General features: G+C 60.1%; 23 protein-coding genes. 11 read left to right on the top strand and 12 right to left on the bottom strand.

Going from position 1 to position 24,072, the window contains the following annotated elements; all coding sequences use genetic code 11:
* Nucleotides 1-55: 55 nt before the first annotated feature.
* From OWK27_RS04130 to OWK27_RS04120, 3 genes are read left to right on the top strand one after another with little or no spacing between them, the layout of a single operon-like run.
* On the top strand, nucleotides 56-670 hold the full coding sequence (locus OWK27_RS04130; RefSeq protein WP_267589892.1) for a methylthioribulose 1-phosphate dehydratase: 615 nt from the start codon (nucleotides 56-58) through the stop codon (nucleotides 668-670).
* Complete coding sequence (gene mtnC, locus OWK27_RS04125; protein ID WP_252005057.1) at nucleotides 667-1,356, top strand: acireductone synthase; 690 nt, start codon at nucleotides 667-669, stop codon at nucleotides 1,354-1,356. The genes OWK27_RS04130 and mtnC overlap by 4 nt, the downstream gene beginning before the upstream one ends.
* A complete protein-coding gene (locus OWK27_RS04120) occupies nucleotides 1,353-1,919 on the top strand; it encodes a 1,2-dihydroxy-3-keto-5-methylthiopentene dioxygenase (protein ID WP_148419252.1) in 567 nt (188 codons plus the stop codon). The genes mtnC and OWK27_RS04120 overlap by 4 nt, the downstream gene beginning before the upstream one ends.
* Before the next feature lie 66 nt (nucleotides 1,920-1,985).
* Here the strand turns inward: OWK27_RS04120 and OWK27_RS04115 are convergent, their stop codons facing one another.
* Entirely contained in the window at nucleotides 1,986-2,456 is a 471-nt protein-coding gene (locus tag OWK27_RS04115) for an SRPBCC family protein (protein ID WP_267589891.1), read from the bottom strand.
* Between the two features lie 42 nt (nucleotides 2,457-2,498).
* On the bottom strand, nucleotides 2,499-3,515 hold the full coding sequence (mtnA, locus tag OWK27_RS04110) for an S-methyl-5-thioribose-1-phosphate isomerase (protein WP_267589890.1): 1,017 nt from the start codon (nucleotides 3,513-3,515) through the stop codon (nucleotides 2,499-2,501).
* Nucleotides 3,516-3,620: 105 nt separating this feature from the next.
* Here mtnA and mtnK point away from each other — a divergent pair, with 105 nt between their 5' ends.
* Nucleotides 3,621-4,820 (top strand): S-methyl-5-thioribose kinase, encoded by a 1,200-nt coding sequence (mtnK, locus tag OWK27_RS04105; RefSeq protein ID WP_193356014.1) that lies wholly within the window; start codon nucleotides 3,621-3,623, stop codon nucleotides 4,818-4,820.
* Between the two features lie 30 nt (nucleotides 4,821-4,850).
* On the opposite strand, the gene OWK27_RS04100 is transcribed toward mtnK, so the two are convergent.
* From OWK27_RS04100 to OWK27_RS04080, 5 genes are all read right to left on the bottom strand, one after another.
* On the bottom strand, nucleotides 4,851-9,008 hold the full coding sequence (locus tag OWK27_RS04100) for an Ig-like domain-containing protein (RefSeq protein WP_267589889.1): 4,158 nt from the start codon (nucleotides 9,006-9,008) through the stop codon (nucleotides 4,851-4,853).
* Nucleotides 9,009-9,135: 127 nt separating this feature from the next.
* Nucleotides 9,136-10,377, bottom strand: a complete 1,242-nt coding sequence (locus tag OWK27_RS04095; protein ID WP_267589888.1) for an LVIVD repeat-containing protein — start codon at nucleotides 10,375-10,377, stop codon at nucleotides 9,136-9,138.
* An 88-nt stretch (nucleotides 10,378-10,465) separates the two neighbouring features.
* Nucleotides 10,466-11,524 carry a sugar ABC transporter substrate-binding protein gene (locus OWK27_RS04090; RefSeq protein ID WP_267589887.1) on the bottom strand — a complete coding sequence of 353 codons (1,059 nt, stop codon included), beginning with the start codon at nucleotides 11,522-11,524 and terminating at the stop codon, nucleotides 10,466-10,468.
* A 19-nt stretch (nucleotides 11,525-11,543) separates the two neighbouring features.
* The gene (locus OWK27_RS04085) at nucleotides 11,544-12,539 is read right to left on the bottom strand and encodes an ABC transporter permease (RefSeq protein ID WP_242174824.1); all 996 of its coding nucleotides are present in this window, start codon (nucleotides 12,537-12,539) and stop codon (nucleotides 11,544-11,546) included.
* Entirely contained in the window at nucleotides 12,536-14,038 is a 1,503-nt protein-coding gene (locus OWK27_RS04080) for a sugar ABC transporter ATP-binding protein (RefSeq protein WP_267589886.1), read from the bottom strand. Before OWK27_RS04080 ends, OWK27_RS04085 begins: the two co-directional genes overlap by 4 nt.
* 159 nt (nucleotides 14,039-14,197) lie before the next feature.
* On the opposite strand from OWK27_RS04080, the gene OWK27_RS04075 reads away from it, so the two are divergent.
* The 4 genes from OWK27_RS04075 to OWK27_RS04060 all read left to right on the top strand — a co-directional run bounded on the left by OWK27_RS04075 (nucleotide 14,198) and on the right by OWK27_RS04060 (nucleotide 16,952).
* Entirely contained in the window at nucleotides 14,198-15,286 is a 1,089-nt protein-coding gene (locus OWK27_RS04075) for an oxidoreductase (RefSeq protein WP_267589885.1), read from the top strand.
* A 57-nt stretch (nucleotides 15,287-15,343) separates the two neighbouring features.
* Nucleotides 15,344-16,087: an SDR family NAD(P)-dependent oxidoreductase gene (locus OWK27_RS04070; RefSeq protein WP_176610918.1), complete on the top strand. Its 744-nt coding sequence runs from the start codon at nucleotides 15,344-15,346 to the stop codon at nucleotides 16,085-16,087.
* A gap of 183 nt (nucleotides 16,088-16,270) precedes the next feature.
* Complete coding sequence (locus tag OWK27_RS04065) at nucleotides 16,271-16,573, top strand: type II toxin-antitoxin system RelE family toxin (protein WP_267589884.1); 303 nt, start codon at nucleotides 16,271-16,273, stop codon at nucleotides 16,571-16,573.
* Nucleotides 16,548-16,952: a helix-turn-helix domain-containing protein gene (locus OWK27_RS04060; protein WP_176610920.1), complete on the top strand. Its 405-nt coding sequence runs from the start codon at nucleotides 16,548-16,550 to the stop codon at nucleotides 16,950-16,952. The genes OWK27_RS04065 and OWK27_RS04060 overlap by 26 nt, the downstream gene beginning before the upstream one ends.
* Here OWK27_RS04060 and OWK27_RS04055 read toward each other — a convergent pair.
* Both OWK27_RS04055 and cstA read right to left on the bottom strand, forming a co-directional pair.
* Entirely contained in the window at nucleotides 16,949-17,146 is a 198-nt protein-coding gene (locus tag OWK27_RS04055) for a YbdD/YjiX family protein (RefSeq protein ID WP_014169079.1), read from the bottom strand. The genes OWK27_RS04060 and OWK27_RS04055 overlap by 4 nt on opposite strands.
* A 118-nt stretch (nucleotides 17,147-17,264) precedes the next feature.
* Complete coding sequence (gene cstA, locus OWK27_RS04050; RefSeq protein ID WP_242174832.1) at nucleotides 17,265-19,370, bottom strand: pyruvate/proton symporter CstA; 2,106 nt, start codon at nucleotides 19,368-19,370, stop codon at nucleotides 17,265-17,267.
* Between the two features lie 268 nt (nucleotides 19,371-19,638).
* On the opposite strand from cstA, the gene OWK27_RS04045 reads away from it, so the two are divergent.
* The 3 genes from OWK27_RS04045 to OWK27_RS04035 are packed head-to-tail and all read left to right on the top strand — an operon-like array spanning nucleotide 19,639 to nucleotide 21,921.
* Entirely contained in the window at nucleotides 19,639-20,334 is a 696-nt protein-coding gene (locus OWK27_RS04045) for a nucleoside recognition domain-containing protein (RefSeq protein WP_267589883.1), read from the top strand.
* The gene (locus OWK27_RS04040) at nucleotides 20,331-20,795 is read left to right on the top strand and encodes a YjiG family protein (protein ID WP_242174834.1); all 465 of its coding nucleotides are present in this window, start codon (nucleotides 20,331-20,333) and stop codon (nucleotides 20,793-20,795) included. The genes OWK27_RS04045 and OWK27_RS04040 overlap by 4 nt, the downstream gene beginning before the upstream one ends.
* Nucleotides 20,796-20,808: 13 nt before the next feature.
* Nucleotides 20,809-21,921, top strand: coding sequence for a M20 family metallopeptidase (locus OWK27_RS04035; protein ID WP_267589882.1), 1,113 nt, complete (start codon nucleotides 20,809-20,811; stop codon nucleotides 21,919-21,921).
* A gap of 128 nt (nucleotides 21,922-22,049) precedes the next feature.
* Here OWK27_RS04035 and entH read toward each other — a convergent pair whose 3' ends face one another.
* Genes entH through OWK27_RS04020 form a run of 3 tightly spaced genes read right to left on the bottom strand, consistent with a single transcriptional unit; the run spans nucleotide 22,050 to nucleotide 24,069 of the window.
* A complete protein-coding gene (entH, locus tag OWK27_RS04030) occupies nucleotides 22,050-22,463 on the bottom strand; it encodes a proofreading thioesterase EntH (protein ID WP_148419281.1) in 414 nt (137 codons plus the stop codon).
* Nucleotides 22,463-23,215, bottom strand: coding sequence for a 2,3-dihydro-2,3-dihydroxybenzoate dehydrogenase EntA (entA, locus tag OWK27_RS04025; RefSeq protein WP_420712930.1), 753 nt, complete (start codon nucleotides 23,213-23,215; stop codon nucleotides 22,463-22,465). Before entA ends, entH begins: the two co-directional genes overlap by 1 nt.
* Complete coding sequence (locus tag OWK27_RS04020; protein ID WP_267589880.1) at nucleotides 23,215-24,069, bottom strand: isochorismatase; 855 nt, start codon at nucleotides 24,067-24,069, stop codon at nucleotides 23,215-23,217. The genes entA and OWK27_RS04020 overlap by 1 nt, the downstream gene beginning before the upstream one ends.
* Nucleotides 24,070-24,072: the final 3 nt, after the last annotated feature.

The raw sequence follows: 24,072 nt of genomic DNA, 5'->3' as shown, positions 1-24,072 counted from the left end.
ACGCTTAGACGTCTAAACTATATCAATATTCCCGGCCGACCGGGAGGGAAAGGAAATGACAGACAATCTGCAACTCACACAGCTGGTCGAGGCCTGCCGCTGGATTGGCGCCAGAGGCTGGGCACCCGCCACCGGCGGCAACATGTCGGTGCGTCAGGACGAACGTCTGTGCTGGCTCAGCGAATCCGGCAAAGACAAGGGTAGCCTCACCACCGACGATTTTCTTCAGGTGGAGATAGCCACCAGCCGCGCGCCGTCTGGCCGTAAGCCGTCGGCTGAGACCGGGCTGCACACCCTGATTTATCGCCTTTTCCCGGAGGCCAACGCCGTGCTGCACGTTCACACGGTGAACGCCACGGTGCTGTCGCGTCTGGTCAACGAGGACGAGCTCAAGATCTACGGTTTTGAGATGCAAAAATCCCTCGCCGGGCAGACAACGCATCTGGATACGGTCGCCATCCCGGTGTTTGATAACGACCAGGACATCGACGCCCTCGCCTCGCGAATCGCCCAATACGCGCAGGAACGCCCGCTTAATTATGGTTTTCTTCTGCGCGGCCATGGCTTAACCTGCTGGGGACGTGACGTGGCCGAAGCCCGCCGTCATCTGGAAGGACTAGAATTCTTATTTGAATGCGAAATGCGTTTACGACAACTGGAGAGAGTATGATTCGCGCGATTGTGACGGATATTGAAGGGACCACCAGCGATATTCGTTTTGTCCATGACGTTTTGTTCCCCTACGCGCGTGAGCGGCTGGCGGCCTTTGTGACCGCGCAGCAGTACGCCGAGCCGGTCAAATCAATTCTGGACAACCTGCGCGAAGAAATCGACGCTCCCCACGCCAGCATCAGCGACCTCATCAATACGCTGTTCGCCTTTATGGATGAAGATCGTAAATCCACGACGCTGAAGGCCCTGCAGGGAATTATCTGGCAGGACGGCTACGTGAACGGCGACTTTACCGGCCATCTCTACCCGGACGTACTGCCCGCGCTGGAAAAATGGAAAGCGCAGGGTATTGATCTGTATGTTTATTCTTCTGGCTCCGTGGCCGCGCAGAAACTGTTATTTGGCTACAGCGACGAAGGTGATATTACTCATCTGTTCAGCGGCTATTTTGATACGCACATTGGTGCCAAGCGCGAGGTGCAGTCTTATCAGAACATAGCGGCGCAGACGGGCATCGCACCGTCGCAGATCCTGTTCCTGTCGGATATTCATCAGGAGCTGGACGCGGCTGAACAGGCCGGTTTCCGCACCCTGCAGCTGATTCGCGGTGAAGATGACGGCGCGAGCCATCACCATCAGGTTCACCAGTTTGACGAGATTAACCCGGAGCAGATCCCTTCATGAGCGCATTGACCATTTATTCTGATAAAGACGCGAGTAAGCCCCTGTGGCACAGCACCGACGCTGCCGGAATCGCCCAACGGCTCAACGCCAAAGGCGTGCGTTTTGAGCGCTGGGCGGCGGATCGTGATATAGGGCAAGATCCCGCGCCAGAGGCGGTGATCGAAGCCTATCAGCATGCGATCGATAAGCTGGTGGCGGAAAAAGGCTATCAGAGCTGGGACGTGATTAGCCTGCGCGCCGACAACCCGCAGAAAGACGCGCTGCGCGCGAAGTTCCTGAACGAGCATACCCACGGGGAAGACGAAGTACGCTTTTTCGTGGAAGGCGCGGGATTGTTCTGCCTGCACATTGGCGATGAGGTATATCAGGTGCTGTGCGAGAAAAACGACCTGATCTCCGTACCGGCGGGCACGCCGCACTGGTTTGATATGGGTTCCGAGCCTAACTTTACGGCGATCCGTATTTTCGATAACCCGGAAGGCTGGGTGGCCCAGTTTACCGGTGATGCAATTGCGGATGCGTATCCGCGCCTGGCCCAGGTGAAAGCAAAACCGCAGCTATAGCTGCGGTTTTTAATGTTTGCTCCCTCTCCCTGTGGGAGAGGGCTGGGGTGAGGGCATCAGCGCGCATTACCCCTTCAATCCCTTCACATACCGCACCAGCTGATCCAGCACTATCCCCCAGCCTTCATGAAAGCCCATCTGCTCATGCTGCTCGCGAATTTCCCGGGTTGGATGGCGCGCAATCGCCGTATAGCGGGTTTTGCCTTCTCCGACATCTTCCAGCAATAAAATCGCCGTCATAAACGGCTTCTCGGCCGGCTTCCAGCCTTCGGTATAGCCGTCGGTAAAGACCAGCTTATTGCCGGGATCGATTTCAAGGAACACGCCCCGGTTATCCATCCGCTGCCCGTCCACGTCGAAAACGGTATTGAACCGTCCGCCCACGCGCAGATCGAGATCGCATTCGATCACCTTATGGGGGGCAGGAATAAAGAAGTTCTTGATATGCTCTGGCGTAGTCCAGCAGAGCCATAGCAGGTCGCGCGGTGCGTCCACCACGCGTTCCAGTTTTAAGTCAGTTTCAGGATCGAGCGTCACGATAACGTCCTCTTAAGGGAACCCCTTAAAGGATAGCCGGACTCAGGCGAATTTCCCTTTAGCCACCTCTTGCGGCGTGACCACGCCCGTATCCAGCACCCAGCCGCTAATCAGCGAGGCTGGCGTGACGTCAAACGCCGGGTTATAAACCTGCGCGTTTTCCGGCGCCCACTGGACCGCGCCGAAACTTCCCGCCACGCCGGTCACTTCGCTGGCGGCGCGCTGCTCAATCGGGATCGCCGCACCGTTCGGGCAGTCCGGATCGAGCGTGGTATGCGGCGCGGCGACGTAGAACGGAATGCCGTGAAATTTCGCCAGCACCGCCAGCGAGTAGGTGCCAATTTTGTTCGCCACGTCGCCGTTGGCGGCAATACGGTCTGCCCCCACCCACACGGCATCCACCTCCCCTTTTGCCATCAGGCTGGCCGCCATGGAGTCGGTAATCAGCCGATACGGCACGCCCAGCTCGCCAAGTTCCCAGGCGGTCAGCCTCCCGCCCTGTAACAACGGGCGCGTCTCATCCACCCAGACGTTGCTGACGTTACCTTCCTGATGCGCACGGGCAATCACCCCCAGCGCCGTACCGACGCCCGCCGTAGCCAGCCCGCCGGTATTGCAGTGGGTCAGCAGGCGGCTGCCGGGCTTCACCAGCGCGCTGCCCGCCCGTGCGATGGCGTCACAAAGCCGCTTGTCCTCATCAATCAGGCGTAACGCCTCGGTCGCGAGCGCTGAAACAAAATCGTCCTGCCGGAGCGCAAGCCTCATGCGGTCGAGATTGTTCATCAGGTTCACCGCGGTTGGACGGGACGCGCGAAGCGTTTCCAGCGCCACCGCCAGTTCGTCGCGGGGTTTACCGTTTTCCGCCAGCAGCGCCAGCAGCAGGCTTGCAGAGAGACCAATCAGCGGCGCGCCGCGCACCCGCAGGGCATGAATATGCCCGACCAGCGCCTCTACCGTAGAAGCGTCCAGCCAGCGTTTCTCCTGCGGAAGGGCCTGCTGGTCGAGAATAAAGAGCCGGTTATCCGCCACCCGCAGGCTGGTCGTCTGTATTGTCTGCATGTCGTTAATTCCCTGTTGCGTTGTTGTAGCACATTGTGTCAGGATGAAATCCAGATGTATAGACGTCTACATGTCTTAATTAGTAAAACTCGTGAGGAGCAGGCCATGTCGCAATACCGTACCTTTACCGCACAGGACGCCGTGGAGTATGCCAGGCAGTTTGGCGGTCTTGACGATCCGTCATCGCTGGTAGAGGCGCAGGAAGTGGGCGACGGCAACCTCAATCTGGTTTTCAAAATTTTCGATGCTCAGGGTGTAAGCCGCATCATCGTTAAGCAGGCGCTGCCCTACGTGCGCTGCGTCGGCGAGTCCTGGCCGCTGACGCTGGACCGCGCCCGCCTTGAGGCGCAAACCCTGGTCGAGCATTACCGGCACAGCCCGCAGCATACGGTGAAAATCCACCACTACGATCCGGCGCTGGCGGTGATGGTGATGGAAGATCTCTCCAGCTACCGCATCTGGCGCGGCGAGCTGATTAACAACACTTACTACCCGCAGGCAGCGCGTCAGCTGGGTGAATACCTCGCGTACGTGCTGTTCCACACCAGCGACTTTTACCTGCACCCGCACGACAAAAAGGCGCTGGTGGCGAAATTCATTAACCCGGAGATGTGCGAGATCACCGAAGATCTGTTCTTCAACGATCCGTACCTGATCCACGAGCGCAACAGCTACCCTGCCGAGCTGGAAAATGACGTCGCCGCCCTGCGCGACGACGCCCAGTTGAAAATAGCCGTGGCCTCCTTGAAGCACCGCTTCTTTTCGCACGCCGAAGCGCTCCTGCACGGCGATATTCACAGCGGATCGATTTTCGTGGCAGAGGGTAGCCTGAAGGCCATCGACGCCGAGTTCGGCTACGTCGGCCCGATTGGCTTTGACGTGGGCACCGCCATCGGCAACCTGCTGCTGAACTTCTGCGGCCTGCCGGGGCATCTGGGCATTCGCGATGCCGCCGCCGCGCGCGAGCAGCGCCTGAGCGATATTCAGGAACTGTGGAATACCTTCGCGGAACGCTTCCAGGCGCTGGCACGTGAGAAAACGCGCGACGCCGCGCTCAGCGCGCCGGGCTATGCCTCCGCGTTTCTGAAAAAGGTCTGGCACGACGCCATCGGCTTCTGCGGCACCGAGCTGATTCGCCGCAGCGTGGGGCTTTCTCACGTTGCGGATATCGACACCATTGCGGATGACGCCATGCGCCACGAATGCCTGCGCCACGCGATTACGCTCGGCAAGGCGTTGATAGTCGTTGCCGACCGTATCGACAGCGCGGAAGAGCTGGTGGCGAGAGTGCGTCAGTACGGCTAAAAAAAACCTCCCTGTCGGGAGGTTTAGGCGTCATTTTTGGATGAGCGTGGTGGACACGGTGTAATCAAGTGACCACGACGAATGCCAGTCCTTACCGGCAAACTTGATATCTCCCCGGTATACCCCGCTCGGGAGATCCGGGTTATCGGCCTGAACATACTTCAGGCTTGCGCGATAGCCCGTGGTTTCCCAGGTGCTACACAAAACCGCCACGTTGAACGGGCGGGTGGAACAGTCAGAGCCGCGCTGCGCGCGAATTTTCACGTCCCGGGTATTGCCCTGTTCGTCCTTCATCGGCACGACAAGCGTGCTGTAGCCTTCTGCGGTCCATACCAGGGAGGTGGGGCCCTTTGTGCTTCCTGTAGCCACGAACCCCAGCGAAGGGAAGCCAAATATTGCGCCCGTACTGAATGCCCCTGTCGAACCGGTGATGCTCCACATGGCTGAATAGCTGGCAATAAACACCACCGTTTGATCGGTTTTAGCGGCGTTATTGATCGCAGCGCTCACCTTTGCCGTACCGGTATCCGGGCCGCTAAGCTTCACGGTCGCTGCGCCGCTGCCGTTAGTCACGCTGGTTTGCGCTGAAAGCGTATTAAGCGTGGTGCTCCAGCTGACCGTCGCATTTTTAACGGCATTACCGTTTACGTCTTTCACCACCGCGGTGTAGGTAATGCGGTCGGTGTTGACTACCGCGTGGTCAGAACTGGCCTTAAGGCTCTCAACCCTGGCGGTGGTCGCATCGCCAGTGAATGTTACTGGCTCCGCGTTTATCGCCGCCGTTGAACCGACAACTGTTGCGCTAACCGTTGCCGTTCCGGCCGTTGTCGTTGACGCCGTTACAGCCGCCTGACCCGCTTCATTGGTTTTCGTGCTGGCGCTGGCAAGCTTCACGCTGCTGTTATCTACACGCCACGCAACATCCACACCGCTAAGCGGGTTATGGTTGGCGTCTTCGACGGTGGCGGTCCAGCGTATGGTCGCGTTCCCGTCAGCCACCGCCTCTTTTTTATCCGCACTGAGGCTCGTAAATTGCGCGGTAGCCGGATTACCGATCACAGAGAGAGCAAGGGTCTGGCCGTTACCGTTAACCGTCGCGGTTACGGTGATGTTTCCCGCCTTGCGCGATGAGAAGCGCGTTTCAGCCTGCCCTTGCGCATTGGTCATCGCTGAAGCTGGCGTCAGGGTCACGTCGGCCGCATCACTGCTGCTCCAGCTAACGGCGGCGCCTGGTACAGGGTTCTGATGGCTATCCACCACGGTTGCGGTTAATACTACGGTATCGCTGTCGGCCACGATGCCGGTTGTTTTATCCGCAGTTAGGGTAGCTATCTTTGCCGTCGTGGTGTCACCCGTGAAGGTCAGATTCAACACGCTTGATCTGCTGCTGCCAAGCGTTGCCTGGAGAGCATAGTTCCCCGCCGTGTCAGAGCGTAACGTCACGCTCGCCTTACCGGTTGCATCCGAAACGCTGGCCGTATCGGATAACGTCGCGCCGGAAGGGCTCACCTCCCAGTCAACCTGCGCCCCGACTACCGGGTTATTATTGGCATCCACAACGGTCGTGCTCACCGTAATACCGTCGGTGCCGTTGGCAACCGCGGTCACGCTGTCGGCGGCCATCTCCGTCAGTTTCGCGGTCGTGAGATCGGCCGTGAAGGTCGCGCTGTCAGCACGAACGGGTGCGCTTTCTGCGGTCCGGGCCGTTATAACCACGCTGCCTGATTTCAGCGAGGTAACCACCAGCGAAGCATTTCCCCGCGCGTCCGTCAGCGTAGCGTTGTCGGCGAGCTTAACGTCAGCGTTATCTGCCGACCAGTTAACCGCCACGCCCGAAATCGCGTTACCCTGCAGATCGCGCACCTGCGCCGTCCAGGTAATACCGTCGCTGCCGTTTGCTATAGCCTCTTGTTTATCTGCTGTTACCGCGGCAATGCGCTGCGTGCTGGTATCGGCCACGAACGTCACGGCCTCGGCTTTCACGACATTTTTCTGGTTCACGTCGGCGTAAACCCAGACAACGCCCGTCTTTGCCGACGATAAAGATAACGTGGCGTTACCCGCGCTGTCCGTCACTGAGGTTTTGCTCGCTACCTGAGTCCCATCCTCACGCTTAACGGTCCAGTTGACCGTAACGTTGCCAAGGGGATGATCGCTGCCGTCAGCAACCAGTGCGGTGTAGGTTACGCTGTCGCTATTATTCGCCACGACTTTCTGCTTATCGGCAGTTACCGTTTCCACCCGGGCGCTGGCAACATCCGCAATAAATTTCAGGGCTGGTGTCGAGAGCGTGTTTCCCCCCTCCAGCTGCGCGCTCACCACGGTTGAAATCACATCGCGGCTGGTCAGCCGGATGCTGGCCTCCCCGCGTTCGTTGGTGGTGGACTGCTTATCTGACAGCAGAGCCGCTGCATTATCCGCAGACCACATCACGACCTGCCCTGACAGCGGAGCGCCATACTGGTCGACAACGCGTGCGACAATCGAGACCGGCGTTACCCCATCTGCTGGCGCACTCAGCGTCGACGGCTCGAGGGTAGCAATCTCAGGATTAACGGAAATCGCCTCCTCAGTAACAGACGCGGTAGCGAGTTTAACCGTTCCGTCGATCAGCGCCTGCACCGTGATGGTCGCCGGCGTGGTGCCGCTGGTGAGCGTCGCCGTGTAAACGCCGCGCGCCGATTCGCGGAACTGGCTTATCTCTGGCGCTACCGCCGCGGCAGCAGACGCCACGCTATTTTTTAGCGTAAGCGCTGTACTGAGGCGCTCCGCCAGGCCGGTGGCAACCTCTCCTGAGGCGGTTTTCAGCGTCAGCGTTAGCGCAGACTGGCTGGTACCATCCGCGGGTAATCTGGCGGGCGATGCTGTCAGGCTGGACTGCAGGGTGTTAACGTCCATGCCGTTAACGCTCACCTCCATTCGCGCGGTATTAGAGGTATTGCCGTGTTTGTCGGTGGCGGTAGCGGTTAGCGGATAGACGTTTGAGCCGCTGCTCTGCCAGGCAGGAAGCGTAATTACCGCCTGGGCCGGATCGGCACCCACGGTAATTTTCCCCCCGTGGCGGATCAGACTGTCGCCGCTCCACTCGATGCGCTCGAGCCCGTATTTTGACGTCACTTTTGCCGTGACGGTCTGCCGGGCGTTCTCCTCACCGGCAATGTTTTCGGGCAGCGAGAGCGAAATCAGCTCCTGCTTGCGATAATCAAGAACGATATTGTTATTACGCTCCACCAGCGCCTTGCGTGACCCCATCAGCGTGCGTTGAGCCCCTACCCGATCTGCGTCAAGCTGGGCACTCAGCGGCACGCCAGGCGCCCAGTTCAGGGCGAAGCTTATTTGCGTGTCCGACGCCTCGCCTTTGCCCATTTTTTGGTTTACGCCCAGGGTAATCAGCGGAACGGGCGTATAGTTCAGACCAACCGTCACCGCGTAAGGATCTTTCTGACGATCGTCTTCATCGTCTCCGAAAAGCCCGACGTGCTCGCCATAGTATTGTTCGTAGATGAGGTTCGCCCCAAGCTGCGGATAAGCTGGAAGATAGCCGGTTGCACGCAGGTCAAAACCGTTCGCCACGCGCTCGTCAAAATCCTGATAGCGTGAAGACGACATCCAGTCGCTCAGGCGATAATAGCCGTTCGCAGAAAGCCGCAGATAGTCCCAGCCAGCCTCAGCCCCCACGCCCAGCCGCTGATGCTGGTTCGCCGACACCTGACGATCGTAAAAGGCGTTCACGCCCCACATCCAGCTGGAATTAAATTCGCGGTAGCCCAATCCGGCATTAACGATATTTCTGTCATCGTGACGACGCCCGCCCAGTTGGGTAAACACCAGCGAGGACTGTTGCTCATATAAAGGGATAAGCAGATCCAGTTCCGCGTCCTGAATGGAAAAATGCTCGTCGGTACCAATATTCAGACGCGTGGTACCAAATTGATCTAACCAGGACTCAATTTCCTGCGTGGCGGTATTTGTTGCCTGGGACGTAATTGCGCTGGCGACAGAACGGCCGCTGCCGCTCTCCAGCAGCGACCCCGCCTGCACGGCGGTTTGCGCTACCACCCGCTCGGTGCTTTGCGGCTCGGATACCTTATCCTGAGCGGCGACGGGCGTCGCTCCCAGCGAAAATAACGACGGCGGAAGCAGCTGCAGTGCTATTTGCAACCAGGCTGCACATTTTTTCAGGCTCATTACATTCATCCTTGAATAAAAAAGAGCCATAGTACGTATCAGGACTTAAAGATAAAGTCGGTGCGTTTATTTTAAGAATCCATAAATATAATCATTCACCAAATATATATTTCAGCCCCCTTCTTTTTTATCCCAAATATTCAATCACCGATAAACCCGCATTATAATCCGTGCTGTAAATAATCCCCTGCGCATCCACAAACACGTCGCACGACTGGATCACCTGCGGACGGTTCGGGCGCGTATCCATCATCCTTTCAGGAGCAGCAGGTACCAGCGCCCCCGTTTCTACCGGCCGGTACGGGTTCGAAATGTCGTACACGCGCACGCCCGCGTTCTGATACGTCGCGAAAATCAGCGTTGAGCTGACGAAGCTCCCCGGCCGGTTTTCGTGCAGGTTATGCGGGCCGAAGTGCGCGCCTTTTGCCACATAGTCACGCTCATCCGGCTGCGGGAAGGTGGAGATGCTCACCGGGTTCGCCGGCTCGCGGATATCAAACAGCCAGATGAGCTTCTCGCCGTCCTGCTGGTTATCCAGCACCGCTTCGTCGAGCACCACCAGCAGGGAGCGGTCCGGCAGCGGCAGCGCGGTATGCGTCCCGCCGCCAAACGGCGGGCTCCAGCTGCGATGGCTAATCAGCTTCGGCTGCGCGCGGTCTTTCACGTCCAGCAGCGTCAGGCCGCCGTCGCGCCAGCTGCCGTAGGCGGTATCCCCGGCGATGATGGCGTGATGCAGCGCGTAGCGTTTGCCTTCCGGCCAGTCAGGCCGTTCACCTGCGGCCTGGTTCATCCCCGGCAGCCACCAGCGCCCCGCCACCTCGGGCCTGCGCGGATCAGCCAGGTCGATGGTCAGGAAGATGTAATCGGTAAAACCGTCGATCAGCGCCGACACGTACCCCCAGCGCCCGCCGACGTACCAGATACGGTGTATGCCAATGCCGCTCAGCGACAGAAAGCCGATTTCACGCGGCGCGTCCGGCACGGAGATGTCAAATACGCGCAGGCCCGCGCTCCAGCCTTTGTCCTGCACGTCGCTGACGGTCTCCCCCACCTGGCGGGTGTAGTAGACCTTCTCGTCGGCGAAGCGGGCATCGGCAAACAGATCCCGGGCGTTGATGACCAGCAGCAGATCGTCGTGCGCCTGGAGGTGCACGTTCCAGGTGCCGGGCGGCGCGGGCACGTAGCCCGCGGGTTTTGGATTTTTTGGGTCGCGCACGTCCACAATGGAAAAGCCCTGCGACACCATATGGCCGATATAGGCGAAACCGCGATGCACCATCAGCTGCACGCCGTCCGGTCGACCGCCCTGGTCGCTATGGCCAATCAGCCGCATATTGCGGCTGTACTCTGGGGGTGGCAGTGTCGTCACCGTTAGCTCCTGTTGGTTTTCCCCCTCTTCCTGTCGGAGAGGGCCAGGATGAGGGCATCAGGCTTCACCTGACGCCACCGGACCTGGTTTATTTATTTTTCGCTTCCAGCGTCGCAAACCACGGCGCAATAAAATCTTCCGTCTGGCCCCAGCCCGGAATGATTTTTCCCAGCGACGCCACGTTCACCGCGCCCGGCTGGGCGGTCAGGAGCGCCTGCGGGATCGCGGCGGCCTTGAAGTCGTAGGTCGCAGGCGTCGCTTCCCCGGCAATCTTGTTGGCAATCAGGCGCACGTTGGTCGCCCCAATCAGCTTCGGATCCACCGCCACGCTCACCTTCCACGGGCTGCCCGGCTCGCGCATCAGCTGCAGATCCTGGTTGGAGATGTCGATGCTGTAGAGCTTGATCTCGGTGCGGCCGTTCTCTTTGAGGGCCTTGTACGCCCCCTGGCTGAAGGCGTCCCAGGTGCCCCAGATGGCGTCGATTTTGCCTTTCGGGTATTTCGCCAGGATCGCCCCCACCTTGTTGGCGGTATCGCCCTGCACGTCAGAGGAGACCGCGCCGATGGACTCCAGCTCTTTGATGTCCGGGTATTGTTTTTGCAGCTCCTTATACGCCGCCTGGCGGCGCTCCATCGGCGGGAAGCCCGCCACCCACAGCCTGACGATATTGGCCTTGCCGTTGAAATCTTTTGCCAGCTGGCCGAAGGAGAGAGTCGTCAGGGAGGCATCGTCCTGCCGGGTGACGGTTACGCCGGGGATGTCGCCGTTAACCGCGGTATCAAACACCGAAACCTTAATCCCGGCATCCACCGCCTTCTTCACCAGCGCGGTCGAGTACGGGTCGCGGCCCTGAGAGAGAATAATCCCGTCATATTTCTGGCTGATGGCCTGGTTCACAAAGTCCTGGAATTTGGCGTCATCGCCGTTGCTTAAAAAGGTGCTGACCTTAAAGCCAAGCTTCTTCCCTTCCTGAATGGCCCCGGCGACAAACTGCGTGGTGTTGTCGTCGGAGCCAAGGTTGCGGATCACCGCGATGCGGATCGGGCCGTCGTGGTTCGCAATGGCCGCCGGCACCGGCGCGGCCGCAAAGCCCGGCAAAGAAGTCAGTAACCCAAGCGCCAGCAGAGAGCGTGCAATCTTTTTCATTTTTTATCCCGTTGCGTTGTCAGCGTTTTTGTATGTAGGTAATCGCCAGCGCTACCGCGAGCACCAGCCCTTTTATAATGTCCATGGCGTAATACGGCACGGAGAGCATCACCAGCCCGTTCGACAGCACGCCGAGGATCACCGCCCCCACCAGCGTTCCCAGCGCGTTCGGCTTGCCGGACCCGGCCAGCGAAAAGCCGATCCACGCCGCGGCCACCGCATCCATCAGGTAGCCACCGCCCGCATTGACCTGCGACGAACCGATGCGCGAGGCCAGCAGAATGCCGCCCAGCCCTGCCAGCAGCGAGGCAATCACGTAGGCCGTCACCCTGTAGCGCGTGGTGCGAATGCCGGAGAGACGCGCGGCCTCCGGGTTGCCGCCAATGGCGTACATGCGTCGGCCGTGCGTGGTCAGCGACAGCCCAAGCTGCGCCAGAAGCGTCACCGCCAGCATGATGATGACGATGGTTGGCACCTGCCCCAGCAGGCCAAACGCTGCCGGAATGGTGCCTTCCGCCATGTCGCCGCTCGGCAGCACCATGTTTTCGGTAATCGAGCCGCCGTAGCTGTAGGTCATCGCCACGCCCTGAATGACGAACAGGCTGGCAAGCGTGGCGAGCATGTCCGGGATGCGCAGGATGACGATCAGAAAGGCGTTAAACAGGCCGACCAGCGTGCAGAGCGCGAGGGTGATCAGGATCGACTCGGTGGTGCCGAAGCCGTGCCAGACGAACAGCGAAATCACCAGCGCGTTCGCCAGCGACGCCGTGGAGCCAACGGAGAGATCGAACCCGCCAACGGTCAGCGAAATCGACACGCCGACGGCGATCACCGTCACGATGGCGATCGAGCGCAGAATGTTGATGATGTTGTTCGGGTCGAGGAAGCTGTCCGACGCCAGGCCAAAGATGGCCACCAGCGCGACGACGGTAAGCAGCATGCCCCACCTGTAGAGAAAGTCGAAAAGTTGCTGACGGCCAGATACCGTCGCCGTTACTGAAAGGGCCTTGCTCACGACGCCGTTCCTCCGGTTGAATAAAAAAGTAGTGTCTCTTCCCGGGCTTCGGCTCCGGCGATTTCCGCCACGATGCGCCCGTCCCACAGCACGCAGATGCGATCGCACAGCCCCACCAGCTCGGCAAACTCGCCGGAGGCGTAAATCACCCCTTTGCCTTCCCGCGCCAGGCCGTCGATCAGCTGAAACAGATCGGTTTTGGCCTTTACGTCCACGCCCTTGGTCGGCTCGTCGAAGATCAGCACGCTGGCATCATTGCGCAGCCATTTGCCAATCGCGACCTTCTGCTGGTTGCCGCCGGAAAGACGACGCAGCACCTGCCCCGGCCCGCGCGTTCGCACGCCGATGCGGGCAATGACCTCTTCCGCCCAGCGCCACGCCTGACGATGGCCGAAGAGGCTCCAGCGCGAGAAGCTGTTATCGGCGCACACGGCAAGGTTCATGCTCACCGGCTCGTCAATAAAGATGCCTTCCTTGCGCCGCTCCTCCGGCACCAGCGCCAGCCCGCGCTGCACCGAGTCGGCCGGGTCGCGCGGTTTCCAGGGCTGATGATTCAGCTCGCCGCGCGCCGTGCGGCTTTTGGTGGCGCCAAACAGCGCCTTGCAGAGTTCGGTTTTCCCCGCGCCCGCCAGCCCGGCAATCCCGAGGATTTCGCCCTTGCGCAGGTGCAGGGAGATATCTTTCAGCAGCGCGTCGTCATGCAGCCCCTCCACCCGCAGCAGCGTCTCTTCACCGTGCGCAGGGCGCGCGGGCGGATAGATATCGCTCAGCACGTGGCCGAGCATTTTCTCGACGATCGCTTCGCCGCTGAGGTCCGCCATCGGGCCAGACTCAATCAGCCTGCCGTCGCGCAGCACCGTCAGGGTGTCGCAGATGGCCTTCAGCTCGTGGATGCGGTGAGAAATAAATACCACGCCGATGCCCTGCTGCTTTAAGCGCCTCACCACCGCAAACAGGCGCTCGCTTTCGTGCGCGTCCAGCGGCGCGGTGGGCTCATCAAGAATTAAAAAACGGCAGTGGTGCGACAGCGCCCGCGCCAGCAAAATCTGCTGCTTTTCGGCCAGCGAACAGCCGTCGACGGAACGGCGCACGTCCAGCGCCACGTCGAGCTGCGCCAGCGCCTGCCGCGCCTGCTGGCGAACGGCGCGCCAGCTGTAGCGGTGCCCCGGCTGCGCCAGCTGGTCGAGCATAATGTTCTCGGCGACGCTTAACCCCGGGATAAGCGCCACGTCCACCTCCTGCTGTACGAGGTGAATGCCCAGCCGCTTCGCGTCAAGCGGTTCACGCACGCTTACCGGCTGGTTGTTGATGCAGATTTCGCCTTCGTAATGACCGTGCGTTCCGCACAGCACTGCCATCAGCGTTGATTTCCCCGCGCCGTTGGCGCCGGTCAGCGCATGCACCGATCCGCCGTTCAGGGTAAAGTCCACGCGCGACAGCGCCTGAAAGCCGGAAAAGGCCAGGCTGATACCGCGCATCTCAAGGCGACTGGAAACCATCCGCGTAAATCCTTCATTACTCTTCTGATTTATCGAATTTTTCACAGCTCCGGTTGACTGACAACGACGGAAAAGGCATAAGATAAAGCGAAATATTATTAGCCATCCGGATGTCCAGACATAACATCGGGTTAGCGCTTGCTAAAAAAGGACAACACCATGAGCAACACCGATATCCGCGTCGTACCCGGCCCGGCGAACTACTTCTCGCACCCTGGAAGCCTTGCGCGTCTGAATGACTTTTTTACCCCGGAGCAGCTCTCCCGCGCGGTGTGGATCTACGGCGAGCGCGCTATCGAAGGCGCGCGCCCTTTTCTGCCGGAGAGCTTTAGCGCGCCGGGAGCAAAGCACCTGCTGTTTAAGGGCCACTGCAGCGAGCGCGACGTCACCCGTCTGGTGAACGACGCCGGCAGCGATACCCGCGTGGCGATCGGCATCGGCGGCGGTGCGGTAATGGATACCGTTAAGGCCGTGGCGCGTCGTTTAGGGGTGCCGTTCGTTGGCATTCCCACTATTGCCGCTACCTGTGCGGCGTGGACGCCGCTCTCCGTCTGGTACAACGATGCCGGTCAGGCGCTGCAGTTCGAGATTTTTGACGACGCCAACTTCCTGGTGCTGGTGGAGCCGCAGATCATCCTTAACGCCCCGGCGGACTACCTGCTGGCGGGGATCGGCGATACGCTGGCGAAATGGTATGAGGCGGTCGTACTCGCGCCGCAGCCTGAAAACCTGCCGCTGACCGTGCGTCTTGGCCTCAACGCCGCGCTGGCGATCCGCGACGTGCTGCTGGAGCGCAGCGAAGAGGCGCTGGCCGACCAGCAGCGCGGCGACCAGACGCAGGCGTTTCGGGACGTGGTGGACGCCGTTATCGCCGGTGGCGGTATGGTCGGCGGTCTGGGCGAACGCTATACCCGCGTGGCGGCGGCACATGCGGTGCACAACGGCTTAACCGTGCTGCCGCAGACGGAAAAATACCTCCACGGCACGAAGGTGGCCTACGGCATCCTGGTGCAGAGCGCCCTGCTCGGCCAGGACGACGTGCTGGGCCAGTTGGTAGCGGCCTATCAGCGCTTTAACCTGCCGACCCGGCTACGCGAGCTGGACGTTGATATAAACAACCGCGACGAGCTGGACAAGGTCATTGCCCACACCCTTCGCCCGGTGGAGTCGATTCACTATTTACCGGTTGCGCTTACGCCAGACGTTCTGCGCGCCGCGTTTGAAAAGGTGGAATCCTTCAGCCGTTAATCGCGCCGACGGGCTATACCTAAAGATGATTCTCACCACTCTCGTAACGAGGTCATCATGCAGATCGATTTATCAGGTAAGAAAGCGCTGGTTACCGGCGCCAGCCGGGGATTGGGCCGTGCTATCGCGCTGTCGCTGGCGCGCGCCGGTGCCGATGTGGTTATCACCTATGAAAAGTCCGTCGATAAAGCCCAGGCGGTCGCCGATGAGATAAAAGCGCTGGGGCGGCACGGCGAGGCCATTCAGGCTGACAGCGCCAGCGCGCAGGCGATTCAGGACGCCGTCACCCAGGCGGCACGCTCCCTCGGCGGGCTGGATATTCTGGTCAATAACGCCGGGATTGCGCGCGGTGGCCCGCTGGAGTCCATGACGCTGGCGGACATCGACGCGCTTATCAACGTCAACATTCGCGGCGTGGTGATTGCCATTCAGGAAGCGCTGGTGCACATGTCCGACGGCGGGCGCATCATCAATATCGGCAGCTGTCTGGCAAACCGCGTGGCGCAGCCCGGCATAGCCGTCTACTCCATGACCAAATCTGCCCTGAACTCCCTTACCCGCGGCCTGGCGCGCGATTTAGGCCCGCGCGGCATCACCGTTAACCTTGTTCATCCGGGACCGACAAACAGCGACATGAACCCCGAGGACGGGGAGCAGGCGGAAGCCCAGCGCCGGATGATTGCCGTCGGTCACTACGGCCAGCCGGAAGACATCGCGGCGGCGGTCACCTTCCTCGCCAGCCCCGCCGCCGGACAGATCTCCGGTACGGGGCTGGACGTGGACGGCGGTTTGAACGCCTGATCGCACATTTTCTGTAAGCCTCTGTCGCCCGGCAGAGGCGTTTTCGAGCCGCCCCGACGGTTTGCGTTTTGCCTCTTACCTGCGTTTGTTCTCCGCTCTACAGTACCCCATAAGAAATTCGGAATTTATCTAATAGTCTTATTATTTCCTTATGTTTTTTGTGGGCGTACAGTGGAGGTACGGATGAAGATTGTCTGGTCAAAAACGGCAGAGAAACAATTTTCTAAAATCGATAACCGGTATCAGAACCGCATTAAATTCAGGCTGGAGAAGATGGACGATAAAGCTTCACCTGTATCGGATATCAAGAAATTATCTTCTCCCGAAAACCACTACAGGCTGCGTTTAGGTGATTACAGGGTCATCTACACCTTTGGGGATCCGCCGGGCGATACCTGCTACGTAGTGGCCGTAAAACGCCGAACAACTACCACCTACCTTCATAAGGAACATACGGAATATGGCTATTCAGTTCATAAAGGATGAAGAAGGAAAAAACCAGTATGTCGTCATTCCTTACGGTGAATACTTTCGTATGCGCTTAGCCATGCTGGAGTACGACGACGACGATGAAAACGACTGGGAGGATATTCCTTATGAGTCAGACATCTACGATAACGTAGGCCTACCGGGAGAGGTCTGCAACGTAATGCACAGCCAAAACGTCAGCCTGCAGGCCGCCTGGCGCATCCTGCGCGGCATGTCGCAGCAGGAGGTGGCGGAGAAACTCGGCATCAGCCAGTCCGCCGTGTCACAGCTGGAAGCGCTGGACTCCCGTCCGCAAAAGCGCACCCGTGAAAAGCTGGCGGCGATTTACGGCTGTAAGCAGGAGCAGATCAGCCTCTATTTACCGAAAGAGGGTTAACAGCACTTCGCCCCGCCCTTGCCGCCGTAGCGGGCGTCCTGACGGTCGCGGAAAAATGCTTCGTACGTCATTGGCGTCTGGTCCGGATGGTTGACGCGCATATGCTCAACGTAGTTATCGTAGTCCGGCACGCCAATCATCATTTTGGCGGCCTGGCCCAGGTACTTACCTGCTTTGGAAAGGGTGTCGAACATAGGTCATTTCTCGTTTGTTTTCCCCTCACCCCGGCCCTCTCCCCAAAGGGGAGAGGGGGTTCTAAGTTCCCTCTCCCCTTTGGGGAGAGGGTTAGGGTGAGGGGTATGTCTGGTTAAATTAATGCGCTCCTTTAGCCTGGCTCACAATCTCGTCCAGGTTTTCAGGCATCGGCTCATACGGTGTCTCTTTCGCCGTCGGCTTGTCGACTTTCAGCGCCGCCAGCGCGGTTTTGAGAGAATACAATGCCAGCACCACAACCACCACCATAAAGAAGATGGTCAGCCCGGCATCCAGACGGTTGTTAAACACCAGCTGCGACAGCTGCGACTCCGTATACTGCGGCGGGATCGCGCCGCTGTCGATCATCGCCTGGAACTTGTTAGCAATCGCCAGGAAGCCCACCTTGTTGTCCGGGCTGAAGGCTTTCTGCCAGCCCGCCGTCAGGGTACAGATCAGCAGCCACGCGGTAGGTACCAGCGCCACCCACGCGTAACGCTGGCGCTTCATCTTGAACAGCACCACCGCGCAGAGCATCAGCGCCATGCCCGCCAGCATCTGGTTGGCGATACCGAACAGCGGCCAGAGGGTGTTAATCCCGCCCAGCGGATCCACCACCCCCTGATGCAGGAAGTAGCCCCACGCCAGCACGCACAGCGCCGTCGCCAGCAGGTTAGCCGGAAGCGAATCGGTGCGCTTCAGGTTCGGAGAGATCACCCCCAGCAGATCCTGGAGCATAAAGCGCGCCGCTCGGGTACCCGCATCCACCGCCGTCAGGATAAACAGCGCTTCAAACAGAATGGCGAAGTGATACCAGAACGACACGTCCATCAGCCCGCCCAGCGCGCCGTGGAGAATGTAGGCCATGCCCACCGCAAGCGTAGGCGCCCCGCCTGCGCGGGAGATAATCGACTGCTCGCCCACCTCGTTAGCGATATGCGTCAGCGTTTCAGGGGTAATCGCAAAGCCCCAGCCGCTCACCACCTGTGCGGCAGAGGCAACCACGTCAACGGTTCCGGCCGGGGCCAGCACCGCCATCGGGCTGTTCATTGCGAAGTAAACGCCCGGATCGATAATGCAGGCGGAGACCAGCGCCATGATCGCCACGAAGGACTCCATCAGCATGCCGCCGTAGCCGATCAGGCAGGCCTGATTTTCATTCGCCAGCATCTTCGGCGTAGTGCCCGAGGCAATCAGCGCGTGGAAGCCGGAGACCGCGCCGCAGGCGATGGTGATAAACAGGAACGGGAACAGGTTGCCGGTCCAGACCGGGCCGGTGCCGTCGATGAACTTAGTCAGCGCAGGCATGGTCAGGGTCGGGCGCATAATCAGTATGCCGATCGCCAGCCCGACGATGGTACCGATTTTCAGGAACGTTGAGAGATAGTCGCGCGGTGCCAGCAGCAGCCACACCGGCAGCACCGCCGCCACGAAGCCGTAGCCCACCAGCATCCATGTCAGCTGTACGCCGGTGAAGTCGAAGAACGGTGCCCAGGTCGGGCTTTCCGCTACCCAGCCGCCGGAGATAATGGCGAACACGAGGAACACCAGGCCAATCACCGACACTTCACCAATGCGCCCCGGGCGCAGGTAGCGGATGTAGATCCCCATAAACAGCGCCAGCGGAATGGTGAAGGCTACGGTATACGTCCCCCACGGGCTGTGGGTTAGCGCCTTCACCACGATCATCGCCAGCACCGCAAGGATGATCACCATGATCATAAAGGTGGCCACCAGCGCAATCACCCCGGCGGTTGCGCCCATCTCCTCTTTCACCAGCTCACCCAGAGAACGGCCGTCGCGGCGGGTGGAGACGAACAGCACCATAAAGTCCTGCACCGCGCCCGCCAGCACCACGCCCGCCAGGATCCAGATCATTCCCGGCAGGTAGCCCATCTGCGCCGCCAGCACCGGCCCCACCAGCGGGCCCGCTCCGGCGATGGCCGCGAAGTGGTGACCGAACAGCACCTTTTTATCGGTCGGCACGTAGTCCAGCCCGTCGTTATGACGGACCGCGGGCGTCATGCGCGTGGCATCAACCCCTAAGACGTTCTTCGCGATATAGCGGCCATAAAAACGATACGCAATCAGATAAATGCAGACGGAGGCAACGACGATCCAGAGCGCATTGATCTGCTCCCCCCGGTTGAGGGCGATATAGCCCAGGGCAAAGGCTCCCACAACGGAGAGCACCGCCCATGTAAGGTATTTCCCTGAGTTATTCATAGCTGTTGTCCGGTGTTGTGAAACGGTGAGATGTTACATTTTGTTTCTAGAACAACGGATAAGATTTAACAACTTTGAAACGCAATAATGCGTGGTCAAACCAGAGATTTACACCACAGTGTTAAGCCGATCACTTTCGTGACGTCCTCGGTCACACTTTTGCCTTTTTCGTCCAGGCACCGTCTTACGGAATGATTTGTATCATTTTTTTTGGTCATAACCTCGCCAGAATGATCCTGCGCAATCGCGTGCATACAAGGAAAAGGATATGAACAGTTCAGTACCTCAGGATAGTAAGGTCGGGCCCGGCGCGTACTTCGCGCTGGCGTTTGCAGCCGTTTTCTTCTCCGGCCTGCTGGGCGGAAAAGAGTGGTATGGCGTCTTTGATTTCACCACCCTCAACGGCGCGTTTGGCAAAGTGGTCAGCAAAGCCAGTCTGGACGACGGCACGCTAACGACGTCCAGCAGCGCCTTTCGCGGCGTCGGCGGCAGCGGCGCGATGGACGGTTTTCTCTTCGCGCTTGGTTTAATTCCGGCGGTCATGTTTGCGCTGGGGACGATCAACGTGCTGGAGCACTACGGCGCGCTCCGTGCCGCCCGCAGACTCTTAACCCCTCTGCTGCGCCCGCTGCTGGGTATTCCCGGCACCGCCGGGCTGGCGCTGATTGGCAGCCTGCAAAGCACCGACGTGGGCGCGTCCCTCACCCGCAACCTGTCTGATGAAGGGCAAATAAGCGAAAAAGAGAAAGACGTCTTCGCTATGTTCCAGTTCTCTGCCGGAGCGATGATCACCAACTTTTTCTCATCGGGTGCAATCCTCTTTACGCTGGTGGCCGCAGACGGCACGGCTGCGGTTCCCACGTCCATCGGGGCCTGCATTGCCGTCATGTTCATCATGAAAATCGTGGGCGCAAATCTGCTCCGACTGTTCCTGTGCTTCACCGGTAAAGGAGACGCCGCATGAGTGCCCCACAGTCTAATCCCGTCATTACTGATGTGTTTATCGAAGGCGCGCGCAAAGGCTGGGGCATCGCCACCAGCAGCACCCTGCCCAACGTGGTGATGGCGTTTATCATCATCAAGGCGCTGGAAATTACCGGCGCACTAAAGGGGCTGGGCCTGGTCTTCGCTCCGCTAATGGGGCTGTTTGGCCTGCCGGGTGAGGCCGCCGCCGTGCTGATTGGCGGCTGGATGTCGATGGGCGGCGGGATCGGCGTTGCCATCGGCCTGTTTGATAAGGGCATTCTTACCGGCGAGCACCTGGCTATCCTGGCGCCCGCTATCTACCTGATGGGCTCGCAGGTGCAGTACCTGGGCCGCATTCTGGGCGTGATCGGCACGCGCGCCAAACGTATTCCGCTGATGATCGCCATCTCGGTGATCAACGCTTTCTTAGCCATGCTGTTGATGCGCATTATTCTCTGAACAGGACGTGAATATGAAACTTGATGATTATATTACAGAGCTGAAGACCCTTGTGAACGTGGACTGCGGCACCCAGACCCTTGCGGGTGTCGCAACCGTGGCGGACATCATGCAGCAGCTGTGGCAGCGCGAAGGCTGGCATACCGAACGGGTAAATCTTGGCGAAAAGGTTGGTCCCGGCGTGTTTGTCAGCAACAAACCTCAGGCTGAACGGTTTGACGTGCTGCTGGTGGGGCATCTGGATACCGTGTTTGCCCCCGGCACCGTCGCCGGGCGCCCGCTGAGCGAAGACGATACCCGGCTGTACGGCCCCGGCGTCTCGGATATGAAGAGCGGACTTCTGAATATACTGTGGGCGATGCGCGAGCTTGATGCCGCAGACAAAGATCGTCTGGCTATTGCCGTCGCGATGAACCCGGATGAAGAGACCGGCTCGGTCTACTCCCACGAATGGATCGGCGAGCTGGCTAAACGTTCCCGCTGCGTGCTGGTGTGCGAAGCCGCCAGAGCGGACGGCTCGCTGGTGAAAGCGCGTAAGGGGATGGCGGGCTATCACCTGACGTTCAGCGGCGTGGCGGCGCACGCGGGCAACGATCCGGAGAAAGGCCGCTCTGCGATTACCGCGCTGGCAAACAGCATTATCGCTATCAATGCCCTGACGGACTGGGATCGCGGCACCACGCTGAACGTCGGCGTTATACAGGGCGGCAGCGCGGCCAACGTGGTGGCGGACCACGCCGTGGCCGAACTGGACGTGCGCTTCTGGGAAAACGACGAGTACGACCGGGTGAATCAGGCGCTTGAAGCATTATGCGAAAAAGGCTTTTCAGACGGCGTGACCACCACGCTGACGCGGGTTAACCATAAACCGGCGATGGCCGCGAGTGAAGACACTCAGGCGCTGATGCGTCTGGTTGAAGCGGCCGGAAAGGAGGAAGGTATCACCATTACCTGGCAGGCGGTCGGCGGCGGCAGCGATGCCAACCACACCGCCGCCCTCGGCATCCCGACGCTTGACGGCTTCGGTCCGATTGGCGCCGGGTTCCACAGCCCCGCGGAATGGCTGGATAAAGCGTCCATTGCGCCGCGAATTCGGTTACTGAAGCGGGTCGTTTCGATGCTGTAAGGTTTTCCCTACCCCTCACCCTAACCCTCTCCCCAAAGGGGAGAGGGGACGGCTCAGCGCCCTCTTTTCTCCCTCGCCCCTTTGGGGAGAGGGCCGGGGTGAGGGGTGGGGCAACAGGCCGCACAAAATTAACCCAGCACCATCGTACTCAACCGGCACGTGCAGCACCGCCGTCCCTGCTCGTCGAACACCACGATCTCCCAGCTCTGGCTGGAACGCCCCAGATGCAGCGGCTGACAAACGCCGCGCACCTTTCCCTGAGACACCGCGCGGTGATGCGTGGCGTTCAGCTCCGTGCCCACCACGTTTTGCCCCTCGCGGGTCATCAGAAAACCGGCCATCGATCCCAGCGTTTCCGCCAGCGCCGCCGACGCGCCGCCGTGCAGCAGGCCAAACGGCTGGTGGGTGCGCGCATCCACCGGCATCTCGGCTTCCAGCGTGTCGTCCCCGAGGCGGGTATAGACGATGCCCAGATGCGCCACCATGGTGTTCTGGCTGGTGGCGTTCAGCGCCTCAAGCGATAAATGACGTTTCCAGATCATTACGCCCCCAGCGTGGAGCCGCCGTCCACCACGATATCCTGCAGGGTGATATGGCTGGCGGCGTCGGATGCAAGGAACAGCACGGTGGCGGCAATCTCCTGCGGACGGGCGATTTTGCCGAGAGGAATGCCGAGCTTAAACTGCTCGCCGAAGCCGCGAATGCGCTGCTGTTCCGCATCGTCGCTTTTCCACAGGGTACGCTGCATGTCGGTATCCGTTGAGCCGGGCGACACCAGGTTACAGCGTACGCCGCTGCCTGCCAGCTCCAGCCCGACGGTCAGGGCCAGGCTTTTGAGCGCCGCTTTCGAGGCGCCATACGCGCTCATGCCGATGCGCGGCGTATGCGCCGCGTCTGAGGCTATCGTCACTACCGCTCCGCCCTGCTGACGGCGGAACTGGCCCATCGTCTGCTGGAACAGGTTAAACGCGCCGCCAACGTTGACCGCAAACGTCTGCTGCCAGTCCTCCTGAGAAAGCCGGTCCGTGGCCCCCATGCGCAGAATGCCGGCGGCGTTGACCAGCACGTCCAGACGTTCAAGCGAGGCCAGCAGGCGCCCGCACACCTCACTTACCTGCCCGGCATCCGCCACGTCCAGCGTCTCGGTGGCAAACGGATAATCGCCCTGCGGGAAGGCCAGGTCGAACCCGGTCACCCGCGCGCCCGCCTCCGCAAACGCCCGCGCGGTCGCATAGCCAATGCCTTTGCCCGCGCCCGTCACCCAGACGGTTTTACCCGTGAAGTCAAAGCTCATCACTTCACCTCGCGGGAGAGCAGCGCCCACCAGGCGTCGAGGGTAGGATTTTTTGCCAGCATCACGAAGTCGATATCGCCGTGCACTTTGCGCCAGCGGGCGGCCAGCGCCATCATGCGCACCGAGTCCAGACCGTAGTCGATCAGGTTTTCGTCATCCATCGGCTCGTCGGACTCGTCCAGCAGCGGCAGGATCAGCTCACGCAGCGCCGCTTTGGTCGCCGGTACGGACGGCAGCAGTTCGTCGGTCATCACCACGCGGCCCGAGCGCCCGGCCACGTATTTCAGCGACATCAGATGCTCGTCGCGGGTGAAATCCGCCAGCGCGTCGGCGATAAAGAACGGCTTGATGTCGCGCATAAAGGCGTCGGTGGCGGTGGTCATGCAGCCGATGTGGGCATAAACGCCGGTGATCAGCAGCTGGTTGCGGCCGGTCTCTTTCAGCATCTGCTCCAGCGGCGAGCGGTGAAACGCGCTGTAGCGCCACTTCACCAGCACGGTGTCCGCTTCGTCCGGGGCCAGTTCGGCTACGATGCGCTGCTGCTCCGGCGAGCGGGTCAGGCCCGGCCCCCACATGTCGTTCAGCAGGGCGCGGTCCTCATCGCTCTGCTCTTTCGGCTGCGCGGTATAGTACACCGGGATATGGTGTTCCTTGCAAAATGCGCGAAGTCTGGCGATGTTCGCTACCACCTGCTGCATCATCGCGCTGTTTTCGCCCCAGAAGTTCAGGAAGTATTCCTGCATATCGTGGATCAGCAGCGCGGCGCGCTCCGGCTCAAACGCCCAGTTCACCTTGTTAGTCGGCAGGTCTGCGGCGGTTGGCAGCGCGTATGCGGATAATTTTGGAATGGCCATTCT

Source organism: Enterobacter cloacae complex sp. 2022EL-00788 (assembly GCF_026627565.1).
Lineage (GTDB): Bacteria > Pseudomonadota > Gammaproteobacteria > Enterobacterales > Enterobacteriaceae > Enterobacter > Enterobacter pasteurii.
This window is presented reverse-complemented; position numbering and strand designations above follow the sequence as displayed.

Excerpts from the sequence above, each read along its gene's own strand:
- OWK27_RS04055 (WP_014169079.1), bottom strand. The coding sequence starts at position 17,146 with ATGTTCGACACCCTTTCCAAAGCAGGTAAGTACCTGGGCCAGGCCGCC.
- mtnA (WP_267589890.1), bottom strand. The coding sequence starts at position 3,515 with ATGCAGACAATACAGACGACCAGCCTGCGGGTGGCGGATAACCGGCTC.
- OWK27_RS04100 (WP_267589889.1), bottom strand. The coding sequence starts at position 9,008 with ATGAGCCTGAAAAAATGTGCAGCCTGGTTGCAAATAGCACTGCAGCTG.
- mtnC (WP_252005057.1), top strand. The coding sequence starts at position 667 with ATGATTCGCGCGATTGTGACGGATATTGAAGGGACCACCAGCGATATT.
- mtnK (WP_193356014.1), top strand. The coding sequence starts at position 3,621 with ATGTCGCAATACCGTACCTTTACCGCACAGGACGCCGTGGAGTATGCC.
- OWK27_RS04045 (WP_267589883.1), top strand. The coding sequence starts at position 19,639 with ATGAACAGTTCAGTACCTCAGGATAGTAAGGTCGGGCCCGGCGCGTAC.
- entA (WP_420712930.1), bottom strand. The coding sequence starts at position 23,215 with ATGAGCTTTGACTTCACGGGTAAAACCGTCTGGGTGACGGGCGCGGGC.
- OWK27_RS04060 (WP_176610920.1), top strand. The coding sequence starts at position 16,548 with ATGGCTATTCAGTTCATAAAGGATGAAGAAGGAAAAAACCAGTATGTC.
- OWK27_RS04130 (WP_267589892.1), top strand. The coding sequence starts at position 56 with ATGACAGACAATCTGCAACTCACACAGCTGGTCGAGGCCTGCCGCTGG.
- OWK27_RS04070 (WP_176610918.1), top strand. The coding sequence starts at position 15,344 with ATGCAGATCGATTTATCAGGTAAGAAAGCGCTGGTTACCGGCGCCAGC.
- entH (WP_148419281.1), bottom strand. The coding sequence starts at position 22,463 with ATGATCTGGAAACGTCATTTATCGCTTGAGGCGCTGAACGCCACCAGC.
- OWK27_RS04080 (WP_267589886.1), bottom strand. The coding sequence starts at position 14,038 with ATGGTTTCCAGTCGCCTTGAGATGCGCGGTATCAGCCTGGCCTTTTCC.
- OWK27_RS04065 (WP_267589884.1), top strand. The coding sequence starts at position 16,271 with ATGAAGATTGTCTGGTCAAAAACGGCAGAGAAACAATTTTCTAAAATC.
- OWK27_RS04120 (WP_148419252.1), top strand. The coding sequence starts at position 1,353 with ATGAGCGCATTGACCATTTATTCTGATAAAGACGCGAGTAAGCCCCTG.
- OWK27_RS04040 (WP_242174834.1), top strand. The coding sequence starts at position 20,331 with ATGAGTGCCCCACAGTCTAATCCCGTCATTACTGATGTGTTTATCGAA.
- OWK27_RS04075 (WP_267589885.1), top strand. The coding sequence starts at position 14,198 with ATGAGCAACACCGATATCCGCGTCGTACCCGGCCCGGCGAACTACTTC.
- cstA (WP_242174832.1), bottom strand. The coding sequence starts at position 19,370 with ATGAATAACTCAGGGAAATACCTTACATGGGCGGTGCTCTCCGTTGTG.
- OWK27_RS04035 (WP_267589882.1), top strand. The coding sequence starts at position 20,809 with ATGAAACTTGATGATTATATTACAGAGCTGAAGACCCTTGTGAACGTG.
- OWK27_RS04090 (WP_267589887.1), bottom strand. The coding sequence starts at position 11,524 with ATGAAAAAGATTGCACGCTCTCTGCTGGCGCTTGGGTTACTGACTTCT.
- OWK27_RS04020 (WP_267589880.1), bottom strand. The coding sequence starts at position 24,069 with ATGGCCATTCCAAAATTATCCGCATACGCGCTGCCAACCGCCGCAGAC.